Source organism: Undibacterium sp. Di27W, from assembly GCF_049340345.1.
GTDB lineage: Bacteria > Pseudomonadota > Gammaproteobacteria > Burkholderiales > Burkholderiaceae_D > Undibacterium.
This window is the reverse complement of record NZ_JBMPOS010000003.1, coordinates 255,462-275,627: the sequence shown is the minus strand read 5'-3', so window position 1 is coordinate 275,627 and position 20,166 is coordinate 255,462. Positions and strand designations below refer to the sequence as shown.

The window sequence follows — 20,166 nt, the reverse complement described above, 5'->3', positions numbered from 1 at the left end:
TTATTTTACTTCTTTCCAGTAGGATGCGTTCAAACGCCATGCCAGAGTTGCCAGAGTTGCCAGGAACAACAAGACCCAGACGCCCAGGCGTTTGCGTGTACTTTGTGCTGGCTCACCCATCCACTGCAGGTATGCAACCAGGTCGCCAACGGCATTGTCATACTCTATCTTGTTCATGGTGCCAGGCTTGACAGTTTCAAAGCCGGCGAACTTGTGAACCTTTTTCGATTCATCATGCGGATCGCTTTCTTCTACCATCTTGACTGTACGTGTACCTTGCAATTCCCACAGTACATGCGGCATGCCTACGTTAGGGAACACCATATTGTTCCAGCCTGTAGGGCGGGATTCATCCTTGTAGTAAGTACGCAGATAAGTATAAATCCAGTCAGCACCACTACCATCGCCAGACGCCTTGGCGCGGGCAATCACGGATAAATCAGGTGGTACTGCACCAAACCATTCCTTGGCATCCTTGGCAGCCAGAGTGGTTTTCATAAGATCACCTACTTTTTCGCCAGTGAACAAGAGGTTTTGCTTGATCTGTTCATCTGTCAAACCGATATCTTTCAAGCGGTTGTAACGCATGGCTGAAGCGGAGTGGCAATTCAGGCAATAGTTGACGAACAGCTTGGCACCGTTTTGCAATGCAGCCATGTCAGTAGAGCGATCGGGTGCATGGTCCAGTGGGAACGTGCCGCTATTCGCCAATACCATTGCAGGCGCAAATGCCAGCACAGCGATCAGTTTTTTAAGTAATTTCATGCTTATTCTTCCTCGCTTTTTCTCAGTGCGCTGCAAATGTTACGCGCTTGGGCACGGGCTTGAATGTACCCATTGCACTCCACCATGGCATCAGCAGGAAGAAGCCGTAGTAAATGATTGCGCAAACCTGGGAGATACGCTCACGAACTGGTGAAGGCGGTTCAACACCAAGGTAACCCAGGGCAACGAAGGCGATACCAAAGACGATGTACACATATTTGTGCCAGTCTGGGCGATAACGTATTGATTTAACTGGAGAAACATCCAGCCAAGGCAGGAAAGCCAGAATCACGACGGAACCGCCGAACAATACCACACCCCAGAATTTTGCATCGAGTGCGCCTGGCATCATGCCTGCAACAGCAATCAGCGCAATTGCTGCAATGGCAATCTTCAGCAATTGTGGCAATTTGGTCGTCAGCCAGATCAGGGCAACATAAGCAACCGCACCGGCTTGCACCACGAACAGGAACTCAGATGTAGTCGCACGCAAGATCGAATAGAAAGGCGTGAAATACCAGGTCGGCGCAATATGGGACGGCGTTTTCAGTGAATCAGCCGGGATGAAGTTATTGTACTCAAGGAAGTACCCACCCATTTCCGGTGCAAAGAATACGACTGCACTGAAAATAGTCAGGAACACAGTCACGCCAAAGATATCGTGGAAAGTGTAATAAGGATGAGAAGGCACGCCATCAACAGGGTGACCGTCAGGGCCGATATTGTCCTTGATTTCTATACCGTCAGGATTGTTGGAACCCACTTCATGCAAGGCGATCAAGTGAGCAACCACCAGCCCCAGCAAAACCAGAGGGATAGCAATGACGTGGAAAGAGAAGAAGCGGTTCAAAGTCGCATCAGACACCACATAGTCACCACGTATCCACAAAGACAGATCAGGGCCTATAAAAGGAATGGCACCAAACAGGTTAACGATAACCTGAGCACCCCAGTAAGACATCTGACCCCATGGCAGCAGGTAACCGAAGAAGGCTTCGGCCATCAGGCACAGGAAAATCGCAAAACCGAACAGCCAGATCAATTCACGTGGCTTGCGATAAGAACCATACAGGAAGGCACGGGTCATGTGCAGGTACACGACGATGAAGAATGCCGAAGCACCGGTCGAGTGCATATAGCGCACCAGCCAGCCCCAGGGCACATCACGCATGATGTATTCAACAGAAGCAAACGCCAGCGTTGCATCTGGTTTGTAATGCATGACCAGGAAAATACCGGTAACGATCTGGATAACCAGGACCAGCATGGCCAGGGAACCAAAGATGTACCAGAAATTGAAGTTCTTGGGCGCGTAGTACTTGCCCCATTGATCATTCCACAGCTTGGTCAGCGGAAAACGGGAATCAACCCAGTTCAAGGCCTTGTCCACGACAGGCGCGTCCGCCGGGAGTTTTTTCTCAACAAATGCCATGATCAGGCCTCGCCTTTCTCATCTTTACCGATGATGATTTTAGTATCTGATAAAAACATGTGACGAGGCACGTCCAGATTTTGAGGTGCTGGCTTGTTTTTATATACACGACCAGCCAGATCGAAGGTCGAACCGTGGCATGGGCAAAGGAAGCCACCTTTCCAGTCATCCGGCAGGGATGGCTGCGCGCCTTCCTGGAATTTGGAACTAGGGGAGCAACCCAGATGTGAGCAAATACCCACGGCAACCAGGATGTCGCTATGTTCTTTGCGTGAGCGGCTTTGCTTGTCACAGTACTCTGGCATATCCATGGTGTAAGGCTTTTCCGATTTTGGATCGGCGACCTTATCTTCAGTCTTTTTCAGACTTTCCATCATTTCTGGTGTGCGCTTCAGAATCCACACTGGTTTACCGCGCCATTCCGTGGTTTGCATTTCGCCTGGTTTCAGGGACGAAATGTCCACTTCCACCGGCGCACCTGCAGCCTTGGCACGCTCGGATGGCTGGAACGTACTTACCAGTGCACCTGCCGTTGCCAAGCCTGCCACACCGCCCGCCGCGCATGTGGCGACGAGCAAACCGCGACGGCCGGAATCGACCTGCTTTTCGATACTCATACCAACCCCAATCTGTCAATAATCAAAACTTGATGAAGCAAAACCCAGCTTCTAGCAACCTTAAATTATAAATGACACGGATATGGTTTTAAAGAAAAAGATATCCGAAACGCCAACTTGCTGGCTTTTTTCAACAATTCAAGTCCGATTTATATGTTCAAACTGCTTGAAATAGGGTATTTAGCACAGAATCGAATGTCATAATGCTTAATTGCGTGCTTAATTGCGTGCCTAATTGTGTACTTCATTGCTCACCTCATTGCTTACTTCATGACATGCTTCATTGCGCGAGCAGGGAAAAGAAAATTGACAAAAACTGCGAGTTTTTCATGCTCTTTGCGCATTAAAATCTTGCTACTTGAATGTTAGGCATGTGGCTCCCTGACTGGACTACATCTTTATCTAACCCTTAACCGGAGATTTTTATGGGTATGTTGCAAGAATTCAAAGCCTTTGTCAGCCGTGGCAATGTGGTTGATCTGGCCGTTGGTGTCATCATAGGCGCTGCTTTTGGCAAAATCGTGGATTCCCTGGTGGGCGATATCGTCATGCCGGTTATCGGGCGCATCGTTGGTGGACTGGATTTTTCCAATTACTATATTCCCTTGAATGGCCAGGGTACGCATCTGGTATTGGCGGAAGCCAAAAAGGCCGGTGGTGTAATCGCTTACGGCAATTTCATCACCGTCAGCGTGGGTTTCATTATCCTGGCCTTCGTGATTTTTCAGATGGTGAAACTGGTCAATGCATTGAAAAAGGCAGAACCAGCACCGGAACAGGCGCCAGAAGTCACGCCTGAAGATGTGCTGTTGTTGCGTGAGATCAGGGATGCCTTAAGGAAGTGATTGCCTCAAGGCTGAACTGAAAACCAGGGGGACGTGCATCAACGTTCCCCCTATACCCGTAGGAGCGGCTTTAGCCGCGAATGTGTGCTCCCGCCAGGTGATCGCAGCCAGGGCGGTTTTGCGTAAGTCCTCATCAAGCGAAACCCATCCCCTCCCTGCCCCTCCCCCTTGAAAGACAGGGAAATTCTCGCCTCACACCGGATTATCAATATCCACAAAACTATGCTGCACCCCAAACCTGTCGGCGATAAACGCACCCAGGCTTTGTACCCCAAAACGCTCGGTCGCATGATGGCCGCAGGCGATATAAGCCACGCCTGACTCGCGTGCCAGGTGCACGGTAGGTTCGGAAATTTCACCGCTCAGATAAACGCTGGCACCTGCAGCAATTGCCTGGTCCAGCATATTCTGGGCAGCGCCTGTACACCAGGCGACGCGACCCACGGGCGCTGCCGGATCACCAATCAGCAAGGGTTTGCGCCCCAGCTTTAACTCTATATGGAGTGCCAGGTCAGCCAGCGTAGCGACAGTTTCATCCACTACCTTACCCAGCCAGCCCAGGTCATTTTCACCAAAACGCCCGTCTGCACTCAAACCCAGCTGGCGAGCTAAACCTATGTTATTACCCAGCTCCGCATGATTATCCAGCGGCAAGTGATAGGCGAACAGGGAAATATCATTTTCCAGCAAGAGTTTCAGGCGGCGCTGCTTTTGTCCTATGACACGCATATCCTCACCGCGCCAGAAGTAACCATGGTGTACCAGAATCGCATCGGCTTGCATTTCCACGGCTTTTTCCAATAATGCTAAACTGGCTGTCACGCCGCTGACGATATGTTTAATGGTGTTGCGCCCTTCCACCTGTACGCCGTTTGGGCAATAATCACGAAAGCAAGTTACTTGCAATTCCTTTGCCAGGAATTGCGCTAATTCATCCCGATTCACTGATTTCATACTGATTCTTCCTATGCGTCGTCTTTGGTTATTGTTTGCCCAAACTGTTACTGTCGGTCTGGCGATCTGGTTTATTGTAACCACCTTGAAACCTGATTGGGTAAAAGCCGCTTACAACCCCAGGCAAACCCAGACACTGAACGCTGGTGCCATCGTCAAGGAGGCACCTGCCAATAGCGTCCCCGCGCAAAGCTCTTATGGAGCGGCCGCGAAGCGTGCCATGCCTTCCGTGGTGAATATTTTCACGTCGAAAGAAGTACGGCAACGTCGTACCCCGCTACTCAACGATCCCTTTCTGAGACGTTTTTTTGGTGACCAGCAAAATCCACAGACCGAGCGCTTGTCCAGCCTGGGCTCAGGTGTCATCGTCAGCTCGGAAGGCTATATCCTGACGAATAACCATGTGGTCGAATCTGCCGATGATATTGAAGTCGCCCTGACAGATGGCCGCAAGGCCAGTGCCAAGGTAGTAGGTACTGACCCGGAAACCGATCTGGCCGTCATCAAGATTGATTTGCCGGATTTGCCTGCCATCACCTTTGGCCGTTCTGACACAGCCAGTGTAGGCGATGTGGTACTCGCCATCGGCAATCCCTTCGGCGTAGGCCAGACTGTCACCATGGGCATTATCTCTGCCCTGGGACGCAATAACCTGACCGACAATGCCTTTGAAAACTTTATCCAGACAGATGCCGCCGTCAACCCAGGCAATTCTGGTGGTGCGCTGGTGGATGTGAACGGCAATCTGCTGGGTGTCAACACGGCGATTTATTCCCAGACCGGTGGTTCTGTAGGCATAGGCTTTGCAATACCAGTGTCCACCGTCAAGCAGGTGATGGAATCCATCATCACCAATGGCCATGTAGTACGTGGCTGGATAGGCGTGGAACCGCAAGATATCACGCCTGAGCTGGCCGACAGCTTTGGCTTGAAACAAAAATCCGGTGCCATTATCGCTGGCGTGATACGCGGCGGCCCGGCTGACAAGGCTGGCATGAAGCCTGGTGACATCCTGATCGCGATAGAAGGCAAACCAGTCGGCGACACCACCCAGATGCTGAACCTGGTGGCACAACTGAAACCCGGCAACAAGGCCAAGATCACGGTCTTGCGCGACACCAAGGAACCAACACTGGAAATCCTGATAGGCAAGCGCCCGGCGGCGCGTAAAGACGACACCAAGGAATAGAAATCCATGCATTTGATAGACTTGCAAGCTTATTTGTCTGAACTGGGCGACAACAATAACCGCGCCTGGTTCGTCATGAACAAACCGCGCTATGACATTTTGCGGGCAGAATTTTTGCAACTGGTGACTGAATTGATAGCCGAGATCAGCAAGTTTGATCCTGCCATCATAGGATTGGAACCAAAGAAAGCATTATTCCGTATCAATCGCGATGTGCGTTTTGCGCATGACAAATCGCCGTACAAGACTACCTTTTCGTCCTCCATCGTCCCCAGCGGACGCAAGAAACCCAGTGAAGGTGGCGGGCCAGCGTATTATTTCCAGATGGATGGTACAGGCCGTCTGTTTTACGCAGTCGGTGAATATATGCCCCCAGCTGACCGTTTGAAGGCCATCCGCAACCATATCGTGGCCGACCCGGATGGTTTTGCCAAGGTTTTGAAAGACAAGAAACTGAAAGCACAGTTTGGTACTTTGCAGGAAGAAGGCAAGCTGCAGCGCCCACCCAAGGGCTTTGACGCCGATCTGCCGCATATAGAGCAGATCAAGTTGAAGAACTTCATGGTGTGGACAGAATGCCCGCTCAAGGGTAAGCATACGGAAGAACTGAAAACCACCCTGCTGACAGCTTACAAGAGCACGATGCCGCTGGTAAGCTGGCTCAGGTCAGCTCCCGTTTGATTCTGTCGATTCTGGTGCCTGGGTTGCTCTCACAAACATGGGGGCAACCAGCAAACCAAGCTCATACAATATCCACATCGGTATAGCCAGTGAAAACTGGCTGACGATATCCGGCGGCGTGACTATGGCGGCAATCACAAAGGCACCAACGATGACATAAGGGCGTATGGCCTTGAGTTTTTCCAGTGGAACCAGTCCCATGCGTACCAGCACCACGACTACAACTGGCACTTCAAAAGTCACACCAAAAGCGAGACACATGGACATGATGAAGTCCAGATAATTTTCTATATCAGGCGAAACATTGATGGACGCCGGGGCAAATTCATTGATGAATTTGAAGACACGACCAAAAACCAGGAAATAGCAAAAGGCTACACCACACAGAAACAGCACCGATGAAGAAATTACCAGGGGTGCTACCAGGCGTTTTTCATGGGTGTACAGACCAGGCGCAATAAAGGCCCAGACCTGGTACAGTATCCATGGCAGAGCCAGCATAAAAGCCAGCAATAAAGTGACTTTCATTGGCACCAGAAATGGCGAGATGACACCCGTAGCGATCATCTTGGAACCGGGAGGCAGTGAGGCCAGCATAGGCTGCGCCAGAAAATCATAGATAGCTGATGGCCCCGGCCAGGCCATCAAGGCAGCACAAGCAATCACCAGGCCATACATGGCCTTGACCAGACGATCGCGCAACTCCACCAAATGGGAAATGAAGCTCTCTTCCGGAGCTTGTTCTGTGTGCTCGCTCATGCAAATACCGCCAGATTATAAAAACGCAAAGACATAAGCGAAAATTAAAAGAAACTACTGCCAGAACGGGGGGAAGCGCGGTGACGCGCCATTCTTGCCGATCCGGAAATAATATGCTGACGCTGACCATGGCGATTTTTATACCAGGCAGGCAGCGCAGAAGTACGGGCGAGCTTTTTACGGCGGAAGTTTTTTGCCTTGATCGCTAGTTGCTCAGGCGATGCCGTATGCAACATGGCGGTATCAGTCTCCTGCCCCAGATTGCGCAATTCCTGTTCGGTCTCAGACCAGGTCTGGTGTATGGACTGCTCTACGCCGTGAACAGCTTCCTGTACATCCTTTTGCATCTTGCGCAATTCTTCAAGCTCAATTTCACGGCTGACTTCAGACTTGACTTCGTTGATATAGCGCTGTGCCCGCCCCAGCAGGGTGCCGGCCATTCTTGCCACTTTGGGCAATTTCTCAGGGCCGATCACGATCAGAGCAACGACACCTATCAGAGCAAGTTTACTGATTCCCAAGTCTATCATGGGTGCAACCTACGCAAAAAATCCAGATTACCAGTCAACAAAGCAATCACAGCTTGGATTTTTCTTTTGCATCAACGTCAATAGAGGACTTATCTGCAACTTGTTGAGATCCAACAGGCTTTTCGTCGCGGTCTTTCATGCCTTCCTTGAAATCCCTGACGATTTTACTTGCATCAGTGCCAACATTACTCAATTTTTTGGTGCCAAAAACCACAATCACGACGACCAGCACGATCAGCCAATGCCAAATACTAAATGAACCCATTATTTACTCCTTGTGAGAGCTTCACTCTCGAAAATTAATTTGAAGGCTGCCGCAAAATAAGTGGCAGCAAGATCAGAGATTAACGCTGTCCACGCCAGGGTTTGGGACCACCTATCACATGCATATGCAGATGATACACCTCTTGCCCACCATCCGGCCCGGTGTTGATGAGGGTTTTGTAACCACCTGTCAAGCTGCCATCAGCCTCTTGCACAGGGGCACAACCTTGCTCTTGCGCCAACTTTGGTGCCAGCGCCAGCATTTTACCCAGCAAGACTGTATGTTCCGGCTGCACTGAAGACAAGGTCTCTATATGTACTTTAGGGATAATCAACAGGTGCACAGGGGCAGCCGGGTTGATATCTTTAAATACCAGCAATTCTTCATCTTCATAGACGCTGGTAGAAGGAATTTGTTTTGCTGCAATCTTACAAAAAATACAGTTATCCACGTTTTATCCATTCTTCAACAAGGCGTATGCTTATTTAATACCATTAATACCCGCTCAGACCGAAGCATTTGCGCCTCACGCATCCTTGCGTGCTGCTTTTTCTTCTATGCCTGAAATACCTTCACGCCTTGCCAGTTCATCCAGCACCTGCTGAGGGCTAAGATTATACTGGGCTAACATGACAAGCGAATGAAACCATAAATCAGCACATTCATATAAAAGCTTGCTGGTATCACCGGAAACCCGGGCATCCTTGGCGGCCATGACGGTTTCTGTTGATTCCTCACCAATTTTTTTCAAAATTGCATCATCACCTTTGGAAAACAGACGGGCCACATAGGATTTCTCCGGGTCGCCACCATTGACCAGTTTGCGGCTCTCTATGATCTCTGCCAGACGCTGCAAGATCTGTTCCTGGGTATTGCTCATGGTGTTACTCGCTGTGTTACTTACCGTGTCACTCATTAGATAGTACTCATTTGTAGATGCTTTCCGGATCTTTCAAGACCGGATCAACAGCTTGCCAGTCACCATCATTGAGGCTGCCTTCAAATTTCTGGAAGAAGCAAGAGTGGCGGCCAGTATGGCAGGCGATGCTGTCAGTCTGTTCTATCTTCAACAAGACCACGTCTTCGTCGCAATCGATGCGGATTTCCTTGACCTTTTGAATATGGCCGGACTCTTCACCCTTGTGCCAGAGTTTCTTGCGGGAACGGCTCCAGTAGACCGCTTCACCCAGTTCCACGGTTTTAGCCAGGGCATCGCGGTTCATCCAGGCGAACATCAGGATGTCATTGCTGCTGGCTTCTTGCGCGATGACAGGTACCAGGCCATGCTCGTCCCACTTGACCTTGTTCAACCACTTTGCCGCGCTCATGACAACCTCATGGGGATATGTTGTGCTGCCATAAATTGCTTTGCTTCGCCTACTGTATGTTGTCCATAATGAAAGATACTGGCAGCCAGTACCGCATCTGCCCCACCCACTTTGATGCCGTCAGCCAGGTCTTGCAGGCCGCCGACGCCGCCAGAAGCAATCACAGGTATCGATACTGCATCCGATACTGCGCGCGTCAGACCCAGGTCAAAACCGGAACGTGTACCATCCTTGTCCATGCTGGTCAGCAAGATTTCACCTGCGCCCAGTTTGGCCATATGCTGCGCCCATTCCACCGCATCCAGTCCTGTTGCATTGCGGCCACCGTGGGTGAATACTTCCCACTTGCCGGGCGCTACATTCTTGGCATCAATTGCCACGACTATGCATTGCGAACCATATTTATGCGCAGCATCGGCCACCAGTTGTGGGTTGGTCACGGCAGAAGTATTGATACCTACTTTATCAGCACCGGCATTCAGTAAACGGCGTACATCCGCCACCGTGCGCACCCCACCGCCTACAGTCAGCGGGATAAACACTTGCGAGGCCACGGCTTCGATAATCGGCAATATCAGGTCGCGGCCATCAGAGGACGCAGTGATATCGAGAAAAGTAATTTCATCTGCGCCCTGTCCGTCATAGCGACGGGCGATTTCTACCGGGTCACCGGCATCGCGCAGTTCCTGGAAATTGATGCCCTTGACGACGCGACCAGCGGTCACATCAAGACAAGGGATAATACGTTTGGCTAAGCTCATTCAGTTTCTTCTTCATCATCGAACTCACCGCTAAGTTCATCGGCACGATCTTGTGCAGACAACAAATCCAGCGTGCCTTCGTAAATCGAACGGCCACAGATCACACCTTCTATACCCTCGTCCTGCACAGCGCACAGGGCTTCAACGTCAGCCAGTACATGCACGCCGCCAGAAGCGATGACGGGGATGCTGACAGCCTGCGCCAGCTTGACGGTAGCTTCAATATTCACGCCGCCCATCATGCCGTCACGGCCTATGTCGGTATAGACGATGGCTTCAACGCCATAACCTTCAAATTTCTTGGCGAGGTCGATGACTTCATGGCCAGACAATTTGCTCCAGCCATCAGTGGCTACCTTGCCATCCTTGGCATCAATGCCAACGATGATCTGGCCGGGGAAAGCACTGCAGGCGTCTGCCAGAAAACCAGGGTTCTTGACTGCGGCTGTGCCGATGATGATGTAGGACAGACCATCGTCAAGATAGCGCTCTATGGTATCGAGATCACGGATGCCACCGCCGAGTTGCACCGGGATTTCCTCGGTATCGGTTTCTTCTGCGTAATCACGCACCGCCTGTATGATGGCTTTGACCGCCGCCTCGTTCTTGGGCTTGCCGGCAAACGCGCCGTTCAAATCCACCAGATGCAGACGACGCGCTCCCTGACGCAACCAGTGGCGCGCCATTTCGGCAGGGTCTTCAGAAAATACGGTGGCCTGGTCCATGTCGCCTTGTTTAAGGCGTACGCAGTGGCCATCTTTCAGGTCTATAGCAGGAATGAGCAGCATGATATGAGAAAAGTAGGAACGTCAATAAGACAATAAAAAAGACAATACCAGTTAAAAATCAGGGTAAACAATTTACATCAGACACTAATCAGACACTTATGGTTTCCAGTGTACAAAATTCTTATACAGTTGCAAGCCAGCTGTGGCGCTCTTTTCAGGGTGGAACTGGGTAGCAAAGATATTGTCACGTGCGACTGCACAGGCAAACAGGCTGCCGTAATCCGTCAGGCCCACTGCATGTTGCGCATCTGCTGGCTGGGCATAATAGCTATGCACAAAATAAAAATAGGCGTCGTCAGCAATGTCTTGCCACAGAGCATGTAACTGCGATTGCTGCACACGGTTCCAGCCCATTTGCGGCACTTTGTAACGCGAGCCATCGGCCTGCAATTGTCCGTCCAGTGCAAAACGCACTACCTTGCCCGGCAAGAGGCCCAGGCCAGGTGTGTCACCTTCTTCACTGACATCGAACAGCATTTGCTCCCCCACGCAAACACCAAAGAGAGGTTTGCTGCGGGCGGCTTCCAGCAAGGCATCTTGCAAGCCAGACTCACGCAGGCAGCTCATGCAGTCAGGCATGGCGCCCTGCCCTGGCAAAACGATACGATCGGCGCTGCGGATATCGGCAACTTCTCCAGAAATCAATACATTGGCTTCAGGTGCTACTGCACGCAGGGCTTGCGCTACCGAGCGCAAATTACCCATGCCGTAATCTACTACTACAATTTTATTCATAATGAATCACCAGCAAGCTGGTATCTCGTGTCTGCGATTTTTATCTGTATCGGTATTTGTATTACGATCAAAGGCTGCCTTTGGTCGAGGGTATGGTTCCTGCCGCACGCGCATCGAGCTCGGTCGCCATGCGCAGGGCGCGGCCAAAGGCCTTGAATACAGTTTCACATTGATGATGAGAATTGTCGCCGCGCAAGTTGTCGATATGCAAGCTGACTAAAGCATGATTGACGAAACCCTGGAAAAACTCACGGGTCAGATCGACATCAAAATTGCCTATCATGGCGCGGGTAAAGGGAATATGGTATTCCAGGCCTGGGCGGCCCGAGAAATCGATGACCACGCGTGACAATGCCTCATCCAGCGGCACATAGGCGTGACCATAACGGCGTATGCCTTTTTTATCACCAATTGCCTTGGCAAATGCCTGGCCCAGGGTAATACCAACGTCTTCTACCGTGTGATGGGCATCAATATGCAAGTCGCCGACGGCTTCTATGTCGAGATCAATCAGGCCGTGGCGGGCAATCTGATCCAGCATATGATCCAGGAAAGGAACGCCAGTATTGAGTTTTTGTTGGCCCGTGCCATCCAGATTGATGGCAACACGGATTTGTGTTTCATTGGTATTGCGGGTAACCGCCGCAATGCGTTCTATGGGCTTATTCATTTTGATGATAAAGATGCTGCCAGGGCAGCAAGAAAAAGAGCATTCTCTTCCCGGGTGCTGACTGTAATGCGCAGACAGTCGCCCAGCAGATTATGCATTTTACCTACATTTTTGACTAAAATTTTTTGTTCGCGTAATTTCACAAAGACTTGTTCGGCATTCGCAACACGTATCAGCACAAAATTGGCAGAAGATGGAAACACTTGTACCTCTGGCAAGCTTGCCAGAGCAGCCATTAATGCCGTACGTTGCTGGCGCAATTCTGCCGCCTGCGCATCCAGTACTTCTACCCTGTCCAGCACAAATTCTGCCGCTGCCTGTGTCAAGACGTTGATATTGTAAGGCGGGCGCACTTTTTCAAACTCATGCATGAGTGCATTATTGCCAGCCATATAACCCAGCCGTATACCTGCCAGGCCCAGCTTGGAGACGGTGCGCATGACGACCAAATTATCAAACTCTGCCAGGCGTAACATGAAGCTGGCCTGAGCAAACGGTTGATAGGCTTCATCAACGATGACGATGCCATTTTCACCAACTGCCTGCAGAATAGCGACCATGTCATCGGCATCGTAAAGCGTGCCAGTGGGGTTATTCGGATAAGCCAGATAAGTGATGGCTGGTTGATGCTCAGCAATCGCCGCCAGCATGGCTGCCTGGTTCAACGTGAAATCCGGGCTCAGGTCCACGCCCACGAATTCCAGTCCGGCAAACAGGGCGGACATGGCATACATGACAAAGCCGGGCACGGGCGCGAGCACCTTGGCACCCGGTTTGGCGCAGGCGATGGACACCATGCTGATGAGTTCATCCGAACCATTGCCGAGGACGATGTCATGGCCAGCAGGCACACCTAGTTTATCGGCAATCAATTGCTTGAGACTGGCATAGGCTGGTTGTGGATAACGATTCAGTGCCACGCCTGCCAGATGCTGAGCCAGTTCCTGCTGCATATCGGGCGGCAACAGGTAAGGGTTTTCCATCGCATCCAGCTTCACAAAACCGCTGGCGTCCGGCACATGATAAGCGGACAGGCTGGCGATTTCAGGGCGTATTAGTTTGGTGATGCTCAATTCTTTGCTCCATGTTCAGGCTTGTACTTGAAAATCGCGCAAACTCCAGCTCAACACAAATCAGGCAGTAAGTGCTTCAGTGTCGATCAAGGCCAGGCGATTTTCTATCATTGCGCAATAGTCGGGATTTAATTCAAATCCGACAAAATCACGCCCGCAACGTTTGGCAGCTACGGCGGTAGTGCCGCTGCCCATGAAGGGATCGAGTACAACACCGCCGGGTGGGCAGGAAGCCTTGATCATGCGCTCGATGATTTCGAGCGGTTTTTGTGTAGGATGTTCTTCGCGTTCGGCATGCTCTCTGTGCAGGCGCGAAACACTCCATACATCTTTGGGATTGAATCCCATTTCCAGCCACTTCGCACCCTCAAAAATCTTGCGGCTGCGGGCTTTCTTGGTGGCTGCATCGTACGGGATGCGTATTGCATCCAGGTCAAAATAATAATCTTTGGCTTTGACAAAAAAGCCTATGGTGTCATGCACCGATGAATATTTTCTTACCGTACCGCCCATCGACGGTACGCGTCTGTCCCAGATGATTTCATTCATCATGCTCATACGTTGCTTGAGCATGACAAAGACTTCCGGCGAATAACGCCAGGTCAGGAAGATATACAGGCTGCCATTGGCTTTCAGCTTGGGCATGGCCAGGTCTATCCACTGCGCCATCCATTCCAGATAGGCAGCCGACTCCATCTTGTCTGACTCATTGCCATAATCCTTACCCAGACCATAGGGCGGATCAGCCAGCAATAAGTCTATGCTGCCATCAGGCAGACGCGCCAGACCTTGCAGCGCATCTTCACAAAAAACCTGGTTACGCCATTCGGCCATCATATGCAGCGATTCATAACAGACAGCAATTTTGTTTTCATGACTTGAGCCGCAATTCTGCACTGCGGGCATGGGCTTGCAAGCCTTCACCATAGGCCAGTTCAGCGGCTACTTTGCCCAGGGTTTGTGCGCCCTGCTCACTGACGTAGATCATGGATGAACGCTTTTGGAAGTCATACACGCCCAGCGGTGAAGAAAAACGTGCTGTGCGTGATGTTGGCAAGACATGGTTGGGGCCAGCACAATAATCACCCAGGGATTCAGATGAATAACGCCCCAGGAACATGGCACCGGCATGACGTATCTTGTCGGCCCATTGCTGAGGATTTTCTGCAGAAATTTCCAGATGCTCAGCCGCGATGCTATTCGCGATTTCACAGGCTTCATCCATATCGCGCACTTTGATGAGCGCCCCGCGATTGGCAAGTGAAGTGTGTATCACTTCATGCCTGGGCATATCCGGCAGCAGCTTGACGATGCTGGCTTGCACGGCCTCGATATAGGCTTCATCCGGACACAATAAAATCGATTGCGCCAGTTCATCATGTTCAGCCTGCGAAAACAAATCCATGGCAACCCAGTCCGGGTCTGTCGTGCCATCGCACAAGACCAGAATCTCGGATGGACCGGCAATCATGTCTATGCCAACCACACCAAATACACGACGCTTGGCGGCAGCCACATAGGCATTGCCAGGGCCAACGATTTTATCAACGGGCGGTATCGTTGCCGTACCATAGGCCAAAGCACCAACTGCCTGGGCACCACCGATAGTGAAGACGCGATCGACACCAGCAATGGCGGCAGCCGCCAATACCAAAGGATTTTTTACGCCGTCTGGTGTAGGCACTACCATGATGATTTCTTTGACGCCTGCCACCTTGGCCGGTATCGCATTCATCAATACGGATGAAGGATAAGCAGCCTTGCCGCCCGGGACATAGATACCGACGCGATCCAGCGGTGTGACTTTTTGACCAAGTACGGTGCCGTCAGCTTCGGTATAGCTGAAACCGGCAGAGCCGCATTCTGTCTTTTGAATTTCATGATAGGCACGTACGCGTGCTGCTGCAGTTTCAAGTGCTGTACGACGCTCGACATTCAGAGATGCCAGTGCTGCCTGCATCTCCTCCTGCGTCAACTCCAGCGCAGCAACGCTGCTGGCATTCAGGCGGTCAAAACGATTGGTTGCTTCCAGCACGGCAGTGTCGCCACTGGTTTTGACGCTGGCCAGAATCTGCGCAGCGGCGCTGTCTATGGCTTCATCTTCACTCGCTTCAAAAGCCAGTAATGAACTCAGTTTCCTGGAAAAATCTGCATCTGTCGTATCAAGCCGGGTAATCAGGGATGCCATGCTGTTCTCTTGGTCAATTATGCATTTGCCTTGGAGGCACGATCAAATGCTTCCAGTATGGGTTGCAGGCGTTCACGTTTTAATTTCAGCGCAGCCTGGTTAACCACGAGGCGCGAAGAAATTTCCATGATGTGTTCAACCTCAACCAGATTATTCGCACGCAGGGTACTTCCGGTGCTGACCAGATCGACAATCGCATCTGACAAGCCGACCAGTGGTGCCAGTTCCATAGAGCCATACAGCTTGATCAAATCGACGTGCACACCCTTGGCAGCAAAATGCTGGCGCGCAGTTTCAGTGTACTTGGTGGCGACCCGCAATCGAGCTCCCTGGCGCACAGCGTTTTCATAATCAAAACCTACTGACACTGCAACCGACATACGGCATTTGGCAATGTTCAAATCGATAGGCTGGTACAGGCCAGCGCCACCATGCTCATGCAAGACATCCTTGCCTGCCACGCCAAAATCTGCCGCGCCATATTGCACATAGGTAGGCACGTCAGACGCTCGCACGATGATGACGCGCACATCAGGATCATTGGTCGCCAAAATCAGCTTGCGCGATTTTTCTGGATCTTCGGTCACGCGTATGCCTGCTGCTTCCAGCAAGGGCAGGGTTTCTTCAAAGATGCGGCCCTTGGACAAGGCCAGTGTCAATTGCGAATTTACTGAGGCAGACATTTATTTGACTCGCTGTATTTGTGCACCGACTGCTGAGAGTTTGACTTCCATACGGTCATAGCCGCGGTCCAGGTGATAGATACGATCGATCAGTGTTTCCCCCTCGGCCACCATGGCAGCGATCACCAGCGAGGCCGAAGCTCGCAAATCAGTGGCCATGACAGGTGCGCCAACGAGCTTGTCGACACCATTCACGATGGCCGTATGTCCATCGATTTCTATCTTTGCACCCAGGCGGTTCATTTCCTGTACATGCATGAAGCGGTTTTCAAAGATCGTTTCAGTAACGATACTGGTGCCCAGTGCGATACAGTTCAGCGCCATGAATTGCGCCTGCATGTCAGTCGGGAAGCCAGGATATTCCGTCGTGCGGAAACCAACTGCCTTGGGGCGGCCACTCATTTGCGCACGTATCCAGTCCGGGCCTGTCGTCAATATCACACCTGCTTCGCGCAACTTGTCGAGTGCAACGTCGAGGATGTCGCTACGCGTGTTTTTCAAGGTGATGTCGCCACCGGTGGCGGCTACTGCACAAAGGAAGGTTGCGGTTTCTATGCGGTCAGCGATGACGGTATGGGTAGCGCCATGCAAACTCTCTACTCCCTGAATAACCAGACGGTCTGTGCCTATGCCTTCTATCTTGGCGCCCATGGCGACCAGCAGGTTAGCCAGGTCAGTAACTTCCGGTTCGCGCGCGGCATTTTCCAGCACGGTTTCGCCTTCGGCCAGGGTCGCTGCCATCAGCAAATTCTCTGTGCCAGTCACGGTAATCATGTCTGTGACTATGCGTGCGCCTTTGAGTTTCTTGGCTTTGGCATGAATGTAACCGGCTTCAATATTGATCTCGGCACCCATGGCTTGCAAGCCCTTGATATGCTGATCGACAGGACGCGAGCCTATCGCGCAACCACCAGGCAGCGATACCTTAGCTTCGCCAAAACGTGCCAGCAAAGGGCCGAGCACGAGTATCGATGCGCGCATGGTTTTCACCAGGTCATACGGCGCTTCGAGTTTGTCTATGGCTGCGCCATTGAGCACAGTCACACCATTTTCCTGCGTGACTTGCAGGCCCATTTGGCGCAGCAATTTGAGCATGGTGTTGACATCTTGCAGCGAAGGCACGTTATGCAACTCGACGTTACCGGAAGTCAGCAAGCCTGCGCACAGGATAGGCAGGGCAGCGTTTTTCGCACCAGAGATCGTGATGTCACCATTCAGGCGATTACCGCCTGTGATCAATAATTTATCCATTATGCAGCGTACTCTTCAGGCGTCAGGGTTTTCATGGAAAGGGCATGGATTTCTTCACGCATGCGGTCACCGAGAACGGCATAGACAATTTGATGACGCTGTATCGGGCGCTTGCCAGCGAAGGCGGCAGAGACGATCACTGCTGTGAAATGCTGGCCGTCGCCTTCGACTTCCAGGTGCGTACATTCCAGACCGGCTGCAATGTAATTTTTAATTTGTTCGGGCGTAGGAAACACGGCTAACTCTCTTGATCAAAATGGTGAAGCAATTGTTGTACTGCGTATTGTTTTTTACTTGATACTTATTCAGTGTCTTACTTAGTTGCGCACTCAGTGACGTACTTAGTGTCTTACTCAGTGCCTTAACTTATATCCACGTTTCAGCATATTGATGGCTATCGTCGCCAGCAATAATGAGAACACGCAAACGATCATCAGGCTATGCAGGGGATCAACATCGGACTTGCCGAAGAAGCCAAAGCGGAAGCCATCTATCATGTAGAAAAATGGATTGAAACGCGAAATATTTTGCCAGATGCCAGGTAGGGAATGGATGGAATAAAACACGCCTGACAGGAAGGTGGCAGGCATGATCAAAAAGTTTTGAAAAGCCGCTAGCTGATCAAATTTTTCTGCCCAGATACCGGCGATCAAACCCATGGTGCCCAGCATGGCAGCACCAAGGAAAGCAAAAATCGCTATCCACCAAGGTGCAACAAAATGCAGGTCAGCAAACCAGGCCGTGACGATGAAGACACCGGCACCGACGGCAACGCCACGCAAAATCGCTGCAAGTACATAGGCACTGAAAATTTCCCAGTGCGACAGCGGTGGCAAGAGGATGAAGACCAGGTTGCCGGTGATCTTGGACTGTATCAGTGAAGAAGAAGAGTTCGCAAACGCATTTTGCAAGACACTCATCATGACCAGGCCAGGCACCAGGAAGGCCGTGTATTTGACGCCAGGATAAACCTGTACATGATCTTCCAGCACATGGCCGAAAATCAGCAAATACAGGATGGCTGTCATGATGGGCGCAGTGATGGTTTGCGTTGCCACTTTCCAGAAGCGCAAAACTTCTTTGTAAAACAGGGTATTGAAACCGGTCAAGCTACTCATTTGCTGCCCTCCATGATTTGCAGGAAGACATCTTCCAGATCAGCTTGCAATAAATGCATATCCTCGATGACACAACCATCAGCACGGAAAGCGGCCAGCATGCCCTCGACCTGGTTGTAGTCAGTCACACGCAGGGCGAACTGGCGTGGGTCTGCCTGGATTTCATGGCTGATGACTTTATCACGCAAGCTGGCAGGCAAAGTCACTACGCCACTGGCTGCCAGAGTGATGCGCAATTGCGAACCCGAGATGCGCTTGATGAGATTTGCCGTACTATCCAGCGCCACGACCTTGCCCAGCTTCAGCATGGCGATGCGGTTGCACAAAGCCTGGGCTTCTTCGAGGTAATGCGTGGTCAGAACGACAGTATGGCCTTCGCGATTCAGGCGGGCGATGAATTGCCACAGGGTCTGGCGCAATTCCACATCAACACCGGCGGTCGGTTCATCGAGAACGATGACGGGTGGTTTATGGACCAGCGCTTGCGCCACCAGTACCCGGCGTTTCATGCCACCGGACAGGGCACGCATATTAACGTCGGCCTTATTGGTCAGGTCGAGGTTTTCCATAACCTCGTCTATCCATTTATCGTTATTCTTCAGGCCAAAATAGCCCGACTGCATGCGCAGAGTTTCGCGCACGGTGAAAAATGGATCAAACACCAGTTCTTGCGGCACCACGCCCAGCTTCTTGCGGGCATTGCGGTAGTCTGTCACCACATCATGGCCTTGCACGGTGATATTACCGGCGTCGGCGCGGTTCAGACCTGCCAAAATGGAAATCAACGTGGTCTTACCAGCACCATTTGGCCCCAGCAAACCGAAAAACTCGCCCTCTTCTATCGTGAGTGAGACACCACCCAGCGCCTGTAGCGACTGGTAGCGTTTTTGTATGTTGCTAATTTGTATGGCTGCCATCTGGCGTGTTTGCACTAAGTGCTCATTAGGGAATTAAGAACCGGAAAACTCGGTTTCTGATCGCTACAGCGACGAAACCTTTGATTATAGGGGATTTTCGGGATTTGATCTGAGAACCTGTTCGGGATCTTACTGCGCGGACATGATCGGGTCTCATGTGCTGCTCAAAATGCTCATGTACTCAAGTACATTCCGCTTTTTGCGCTGCTCTTCAACCCGCTGACGCCCGCTCGCTACAGATTCCAAACAGGTTCTGAAATGACATGCGGGTATCAACACCAACATGCCTTTCAGGAAAGGAAATTCAGGATGCGATCAATGTCGCTCTGATGAATGAAGCTGGAATTGCTCGTTGAGTCCGTATAAGGTAAGCAAGCTAAGCAGATTGGCGGGATAGCCACTGAATTGCAATTGCACGCCCTTCTCAATCGCTTGACGTTGCCAGGCTATCAAGACGGCCACTGCACTTGAATCAATTTTAGTCAGCGCCGACAAATCGAAGGCTGACTGACCTGCAGCTATGGCAGACAAGCCCGCCGCGACCACGGCGTTGGCATTATCATGACTAAGCTCACCTGTTACTGTATACACAATACGTTCCCGGACTCATTTTACAT

26 protein-coding genes are annotated in these 20,166 nt (G+C 51.3%); 3 read left to right on the top strand and 23 right to left on the bottom strand.

The features are described from left to right. The 3 genes from ACO0LF_RS08985 to petA are packed head-to-tail and all read right to left on the bottom strand — an operon-like array spanning nt 1 to nt 2,814. Complete coding sequence (locus ACO0LF_RS08985; protein ID WP_423013765.1) at nt 1-765, bottom strand: cytochrome c1; 765 nt, start codon at nt 763-765, stop codon at nt 1-3. 22 nt (nt 766-787) lie between these two features. Further along, a complete protein-coding gene (locus ACO0LF_RS08980) occupies nt 788-2,200 on the bottom strand; it encodes a cytochrome b (RefSeq protein WP_423013895.1) in 1,413 nt (470 codons plus the stop codon). Beyond that, nucleotides 2,200-2,814, bottom strand: coding sequence for a ubiquinol-cytochrome c reductase iron-sulfur subunit (petA, locus tag ACO0LF_RS08975; protein WP_423013764.1), 615 nt, complete (start codon nt 2,812-2,814; stop codon nt 2,200-2,202). Before petA ends, ACO0LF_RS08980 begins: the two co-directional genes overlap by 1 nt. Before the next feature lie 425 nt (nt 2,815-3,239). Between petA and mscL the strand changes: the two genes are divergently transcribed. Next, a complete protein-coding gene (mscL, locus tag ACO0LF_RS08970; protein ID WP_423013763.1) occupies nt 3,240-3,659 on the top strand; it encodes a large conductance mechanosensitive channel protein MscL in 420 nt (139 codons plus the stop codon). Nucleotides 3,660-3,851: 192 nt separating this feature from the next. Here the strand turns inward: mscL and ACO0LF_RS08965 are convergent, their stop codons facing one another. Beyond that, nucleotides 3,852-4,613, bottom strand: a complete 762-nt coding sequence (locus ACO0LF_RS08965) for a Nif3-like dinuclear metal center hexameric protein (protein WP_423013762.1) — start codon at nt 4,611-4,613, stop codon at nt 3,852-3,854. Nucleotides 4,614-4,626: 13 nt separating this feature from the next. Between ACO0LF_RS08965 and ACO0LF_RS08960 the strand changes: the two genes are divergently transcribed. After that, the gene (locus tag ACO0LF_RS08960) at nt 4,627-5,802 is read left to right on the top strand and encodes a Do family serine endopeptidase (RefSeq protein WP_423013761.1); all 1,176 of its coding nucleotides are present in this window, start codon (nt 4,627-4,629) and stop codon (nt 5,800-5,802) included. 6 nt (nt 5,803-5,808) lie between these two features. Then, nucleotides 5,809-6,483 (top strand): DUF2461 domain-containing protein, encoded by a 675-nt coding sequence (locus ACO0LF_RS08955; protein ID WP_423013760.1) that lies wholly within the window; start codon nt 5,809-5,811, stop codon nt 6,481-6,483. On the opposite strand, the gene tatC is transcribed toward ACO0LF_RS08955, so the two are convergent. From tatC to ACO0LF_RS08860, 19 genes are all read right to left on the bottom strand, one after another. Continuing rightward, nucleotides 6,469-7,242 carry a twin-arginine translocase subunit TatC gene (tatC, locus tag ACO0LF_RS08950; RefSeq protein WP_423013759.1) on the bottom strand — a complete coding sequence of 258 codons (774 nt, stop codon included), beginning with the start codon at nt 7,240-7,242 and terminating at the stop codon, nt 6,469-6,471. The two genes, ACO0LF_RS08955 and tatC, sit on opposite strands and share 15 nt — an antisense overlap. 44 nt (nt 7,243-7,286) lie before the next feature. Further along, the gene (gene tatB, locus ACO0LF_RS08945; protein ID WP_423013758.1) at nt 7,287-7,772 is read right to left on the bottom strand and encodes a Sec-independent protein translocase protein TatB; all 486 of its coding nucleotides are present in this window, start codon (nt 7,770-7,772) and stop codon (nt 7,287-7,289) included. 46 nt (nt 7,773-7,818) lie between these two features. Next, nucleotides 7,819-8,037, bottom strand: a complete 219-nt coding sequence (tatA, locus tag ACO0LF_RS08940; protein WP_423013757.1) for a Sec-independent protein translocase subunit TatA — start codon at nt 8,035-8,037, stop codon at nt 7,819-7,821. A gap of 79 nt (nt 8,038-8,116) precedes the next feature. After that, nucleotides 8,117-8,488, bottom strand: a complete 372-nt coding sequence (locus ACO0LF_RS08935; RefSeq protein WP_423013756.1) for a histidine triad nucleotide-binding protein — start codon at nt 8,486-8,488, stop codon at nt 8,117-8,119. A gap of 75 nt (nt 8,489-8,563) precedes the next feature. Continuing rightward, nucleotides 8,564-8,953 (bottom strand): phosphoribosyl-ATP diphosphatase, encoded by a 390-nt coding sequence (locus ACO0LF_RS08930; protein WP_423013755.1) that lies wholly within the window; start codon nt 8,951-8,953, stop codon nt 8,564-8,566. Between the two features lie 10 nt (nt 8,954-8,963). Beyond that, entirely contained in the window at nt 8,964-9,365 is a 402-nt protein-coding gene (gene hisI / locus ACO0LF_RS08925; RefSeq protein ID WP_423013754.1) for a phosphoribosyl-AMP cyclohydrolase, read from the bottom strand. Then, complete coding sequence (gene hisF, locus ACO0LF_RS08920; protein ID WP_186947693.1) at nt 9,362-10,126, bottom strand: imidazole glycerol phosphate synthase subunit HisF; 765 nt, start codon at nt 10,124-10,126, stop codon at nt 9,362-9,364. Before hisF ends, hisI begins: the two co-directional genes overlap by 4 nt. Next, nucleotides 10,123-10,914, bottom strand: a complete 792-nt coding sequence (hisA, locus tag ACO0LF_RS08915; RefSeq protein WP_110256502.1) for a 1-(5-phosphoribosyl)-5-[(5-phosphoribosylamino)methylideneamino]imidazole-4-carboxamide isomerase — start codon at nt 10,912-10,914, stop codon at nt 10,123-10,125. The genes hisF and hisA overlap by 4 nt, the downstream gene beginning before the upstream one ends. 96 nt (nt 10,915-11,010) lie before the next feature. Continuing rightward, nucleotides 11,011-11,649: an imidazole glycerol phosphate synthase subunit HisH gene (gene hisH / locus ACO0LF_RS08910; RefSeq protein WP_423013753.1), complete on the bottom strand. Its 639-nt coding sequence runs from the start codon at nt 11,647-11,649 to the stop codon at nt 11,011-11,013. Between the two features lie 67 nt (nt 11,650-11,716). Continuing rightward, nucleotides 11,717-12,319 (bottom strand): imidazoleglycerol-phosphate dehydratase HisB, encoded by a 603-nt coding sequence (gene hisB / locus ACO0LF_RS08905; protein ID WP_110256500.1) that lies wholly within the window; start codon nt 12,317-12,319, stop codon nt 11,717-11,719. Next, nucleotides 12,316-13,392 (bottom strand): histidinol-phosphate transaminase, encoded by a 1,077-nt coding sequence (gene hisC, locus ACO0LF_RS08900; protein WP_423013752.1) that lies wholly within the window; start codon nt 13,390-13,392, stop codon nt 12,316-12,318. Before hisC ends, hisB begins: the two co-directional genes overlap by 4 nt. 60 nt (nt 13,393-13,452) lie before the next feature. Further along, nucleotides 13,453-14,226: a DNA-methyltransferase gene (locus ACO0LF_RS08895; RefSeq protein ID WP_423013894.1), complete on the bottom strand. Its 774-nt coding sequence runs from the start codon at nt 14,224-14,226 to the stop codon at nt 13,453-13,455. A gap of 37 nt (nt 14,227-14,263) precedes the next feature. After that, on the bottom strand, nt 14,264-15,580 hold the full coding sequence (hisD, locus tag ACO0LF_RS08890; RefSeq protein WP_423013751.1) for a histidinol dehydrogenase: 1,317 nt from the start codon (nt 15,578-15,580) through the stop codon (nt 14,264-14,266). Nucleotides 15,581-15,597: 17 nt separating this feature from the next. After that, a complete protein-coding gene (gene hisG / locus ACO0LF_RS08885; protein ID WP_423013750.1) occupies nt 15,598-16,263 on the bottom strand; it encodes an ATP phosphoribosyltransferase in 666 nt (221 codons plus the stop codon). Further along, the gene (gene murA, locus ACO0LF_RS08880) at nt 16,264-17,514 is read right to left on the bottom strand and encodes a UDP-N-acetylglucosamine 1-carboxyvinyltransferase (RefSeq protein WP_423013749.1); all 1,251 of its coding nucleotides are present in this window, start codon (nt 17,512-17,514) and stop codon (nt 16,264-16,266) included. It abuts the gene before it with no gap. Next, entirely contained in the window at nt 17,514-17,750 is a 237-nt protein-coding gene (locus tag ACO0LF_RS08875) for a BolA family protein (protein ID WP_110256495.1), read from the bottom strand. The genes murA and ACO0LF_RS08875 overlap by 1 nt, the downstream gene beginning before the upstream one ends. Before the next feature lie 117 nt (nt 17,751-17,867). Continuing rightward, nucleotides 17,868-18,623, bottom strand: a complete 756-nt coding sequence (locus ACO0LF_RS08870) for an ABC transporter permease (RefSeq protein WP_423013893.1) — start codon at nt 18,621-18,623, stop codon at nt 17,868-17,870. 5 nt (nt 18,624-18,628) lie between these two features. Continuing rightward, on the bottom strand, nt 18,629-19,549 hold the full coding sequence (locus ACO0LF_RS08865; RefSeq protein ID WP_422979055.1) for an ABC transporter ATP-binding protein: 921 nt from the start codon (nt 19,547-19,549) through the stop codon (nt 18,629-18,631). 315 nt (nt 19,550-19,864) lie between these two features. Further along, the gene (locus ACO0LF_RS08860) at nt 19,865-20,140 is read right to left on the bottom strand and encodes an STAS domain-containing protein (protein WP_423013748.1); all 276 of its coding nucleotides are present in this window, start codon (nt 20,138-20,140) and stop codon (nt 19,865-19,867) included. Between the last annotated feature and the right edge of the window lie 26 nt (nt 20,141-20,166).

Coding starts and splice junctions, on each gene's coding strand:
- ACO0LF_RS08985 (WP_423013765.1), bottom strand. CDS start 765: ATGAAATTACTTAAAAAACTGATCGCTGTGCTGGCATTTGCGCCTGCA.
- petA (WP_423013764.1), bottom strand. CDS start 2,814: ATGAGTATCGAAAAGCAGGTCGATTCCGGCCGTCGCGGTTTGCTCGTC.
- mscL (WP_423013763.1), top strand. CDS start 3,240: ATGGGTATGTTGCAAGAATTCAAAGCCTTTGTCAGCCGTGGCAATGTG.
- ACO0LF_RS08965 (WP_423013762.1), bottom strand. CDS start 4,613: ATGAAATCAGTGAATCGGGATGAATTAGCGCAATTCCTGGCAAAGGAA.
- ACO0LF_RS08960 (WP_423013761.1), top strand. CDS start 4,627: ATGCGTCGTCTTTGGTTATTGTTTGCCCAAACTGTTACTGTCGGTCTG.
- ACO0LF_RS08955 (WP_423013760.1), top strand. CDS start 5,809: ATGCATTTGATAGACTTGCAAGCTTATTTGTCTGAACTGGGCGACAAC.
- tatC (WP_423013759.1), bottom strand. CDS start 7,242: ATGAGCGAGCACACAGAACAAGCTCCGGAAGAGAGCTTCATTTCCCAT.
- tatB (WP_423013758.1), bottom strand. CDS start 7,772: ATGATAGACTTGGGAATCAGTAAACTTGCTCTGATAGGTGTCGTTGCT.
- tatA (WP_423013757.1), bottom strand. CDS start 8,037: ATGGGTTCATTTAGTATTTGGCATTGGCTGATCGTGCTGGTCGTCGTG.
- ACO0LF_RS08930 (WP_423013755.1), bottom strand. CDS start 8,953: ATGAGTGACACGGTAAGTAACACAGCGAGTAACACCATGAGCAATACC.
- hisI (WP_423013754.1), bottom strand. CDS start 9,365: ATGAGCGCGGCAAAGTGGTTGAACAAGGTCAAGTGGGACGAGCATGGC.
- hisF (WP_186947693.1), bottom strand. CDS start 10,126: ATGAGCTTAGCCAAACGTATTATCCCTTGTCTTGATGTGACCGCTGGT.
- hisA (WP_110256502.1), bottom strand. CDS start 10,914: ATGCTGCTCATTCCTGCTATAGACCTGAAAGATGGCCACTGCGTACGC.
- hisH (WP_423013753.1), bottom strand. CDS start 11,649: ATGAATAAAATTGTAGTAGTAGATTACGGCATGGGTAATTTGCGCTCG.
- hisB (WP_110256500.1), bottom strand. CDS start 12,319: ATGAATAAGCCCATAGAACGCATTGCGGCGGTTACCCGCAATACCAAT.
- ACO0LF_RS08895 (WP_423013894.1), bottom strand. CDS start 14,226: ATGGCCGAATGGCGTAACCAGGTTTTTTGTGAAGATGCGCTGCAAGGT.
- hisD (WP_423013751.1), bottom strand. CDS start 15,580: ATGGCATCCCTGATTACCCGGCTTGATACGACAGATGCAGATTTTTCC.
- hisG (WP_423013750.1), bottom strand. CDS start 16,263: ATGTCTGCCTCAGTAAATTCGCAATTGACACTGGCCTTGTCCAAGGGC.
- murA (WP_423013749.1), bottom strand. CDS start 17,514: ATGGATAAATTATTGATCACAGGCGGTAATCGCCTGAATGGTGACATC.
- ACO0LF_RS08865 (WP_422979055.1), bottom strand. CDS start 19,549: ATGGCAGCCATACAAATTAGCAACATACAAAAACGCTACCAGTCGCTA.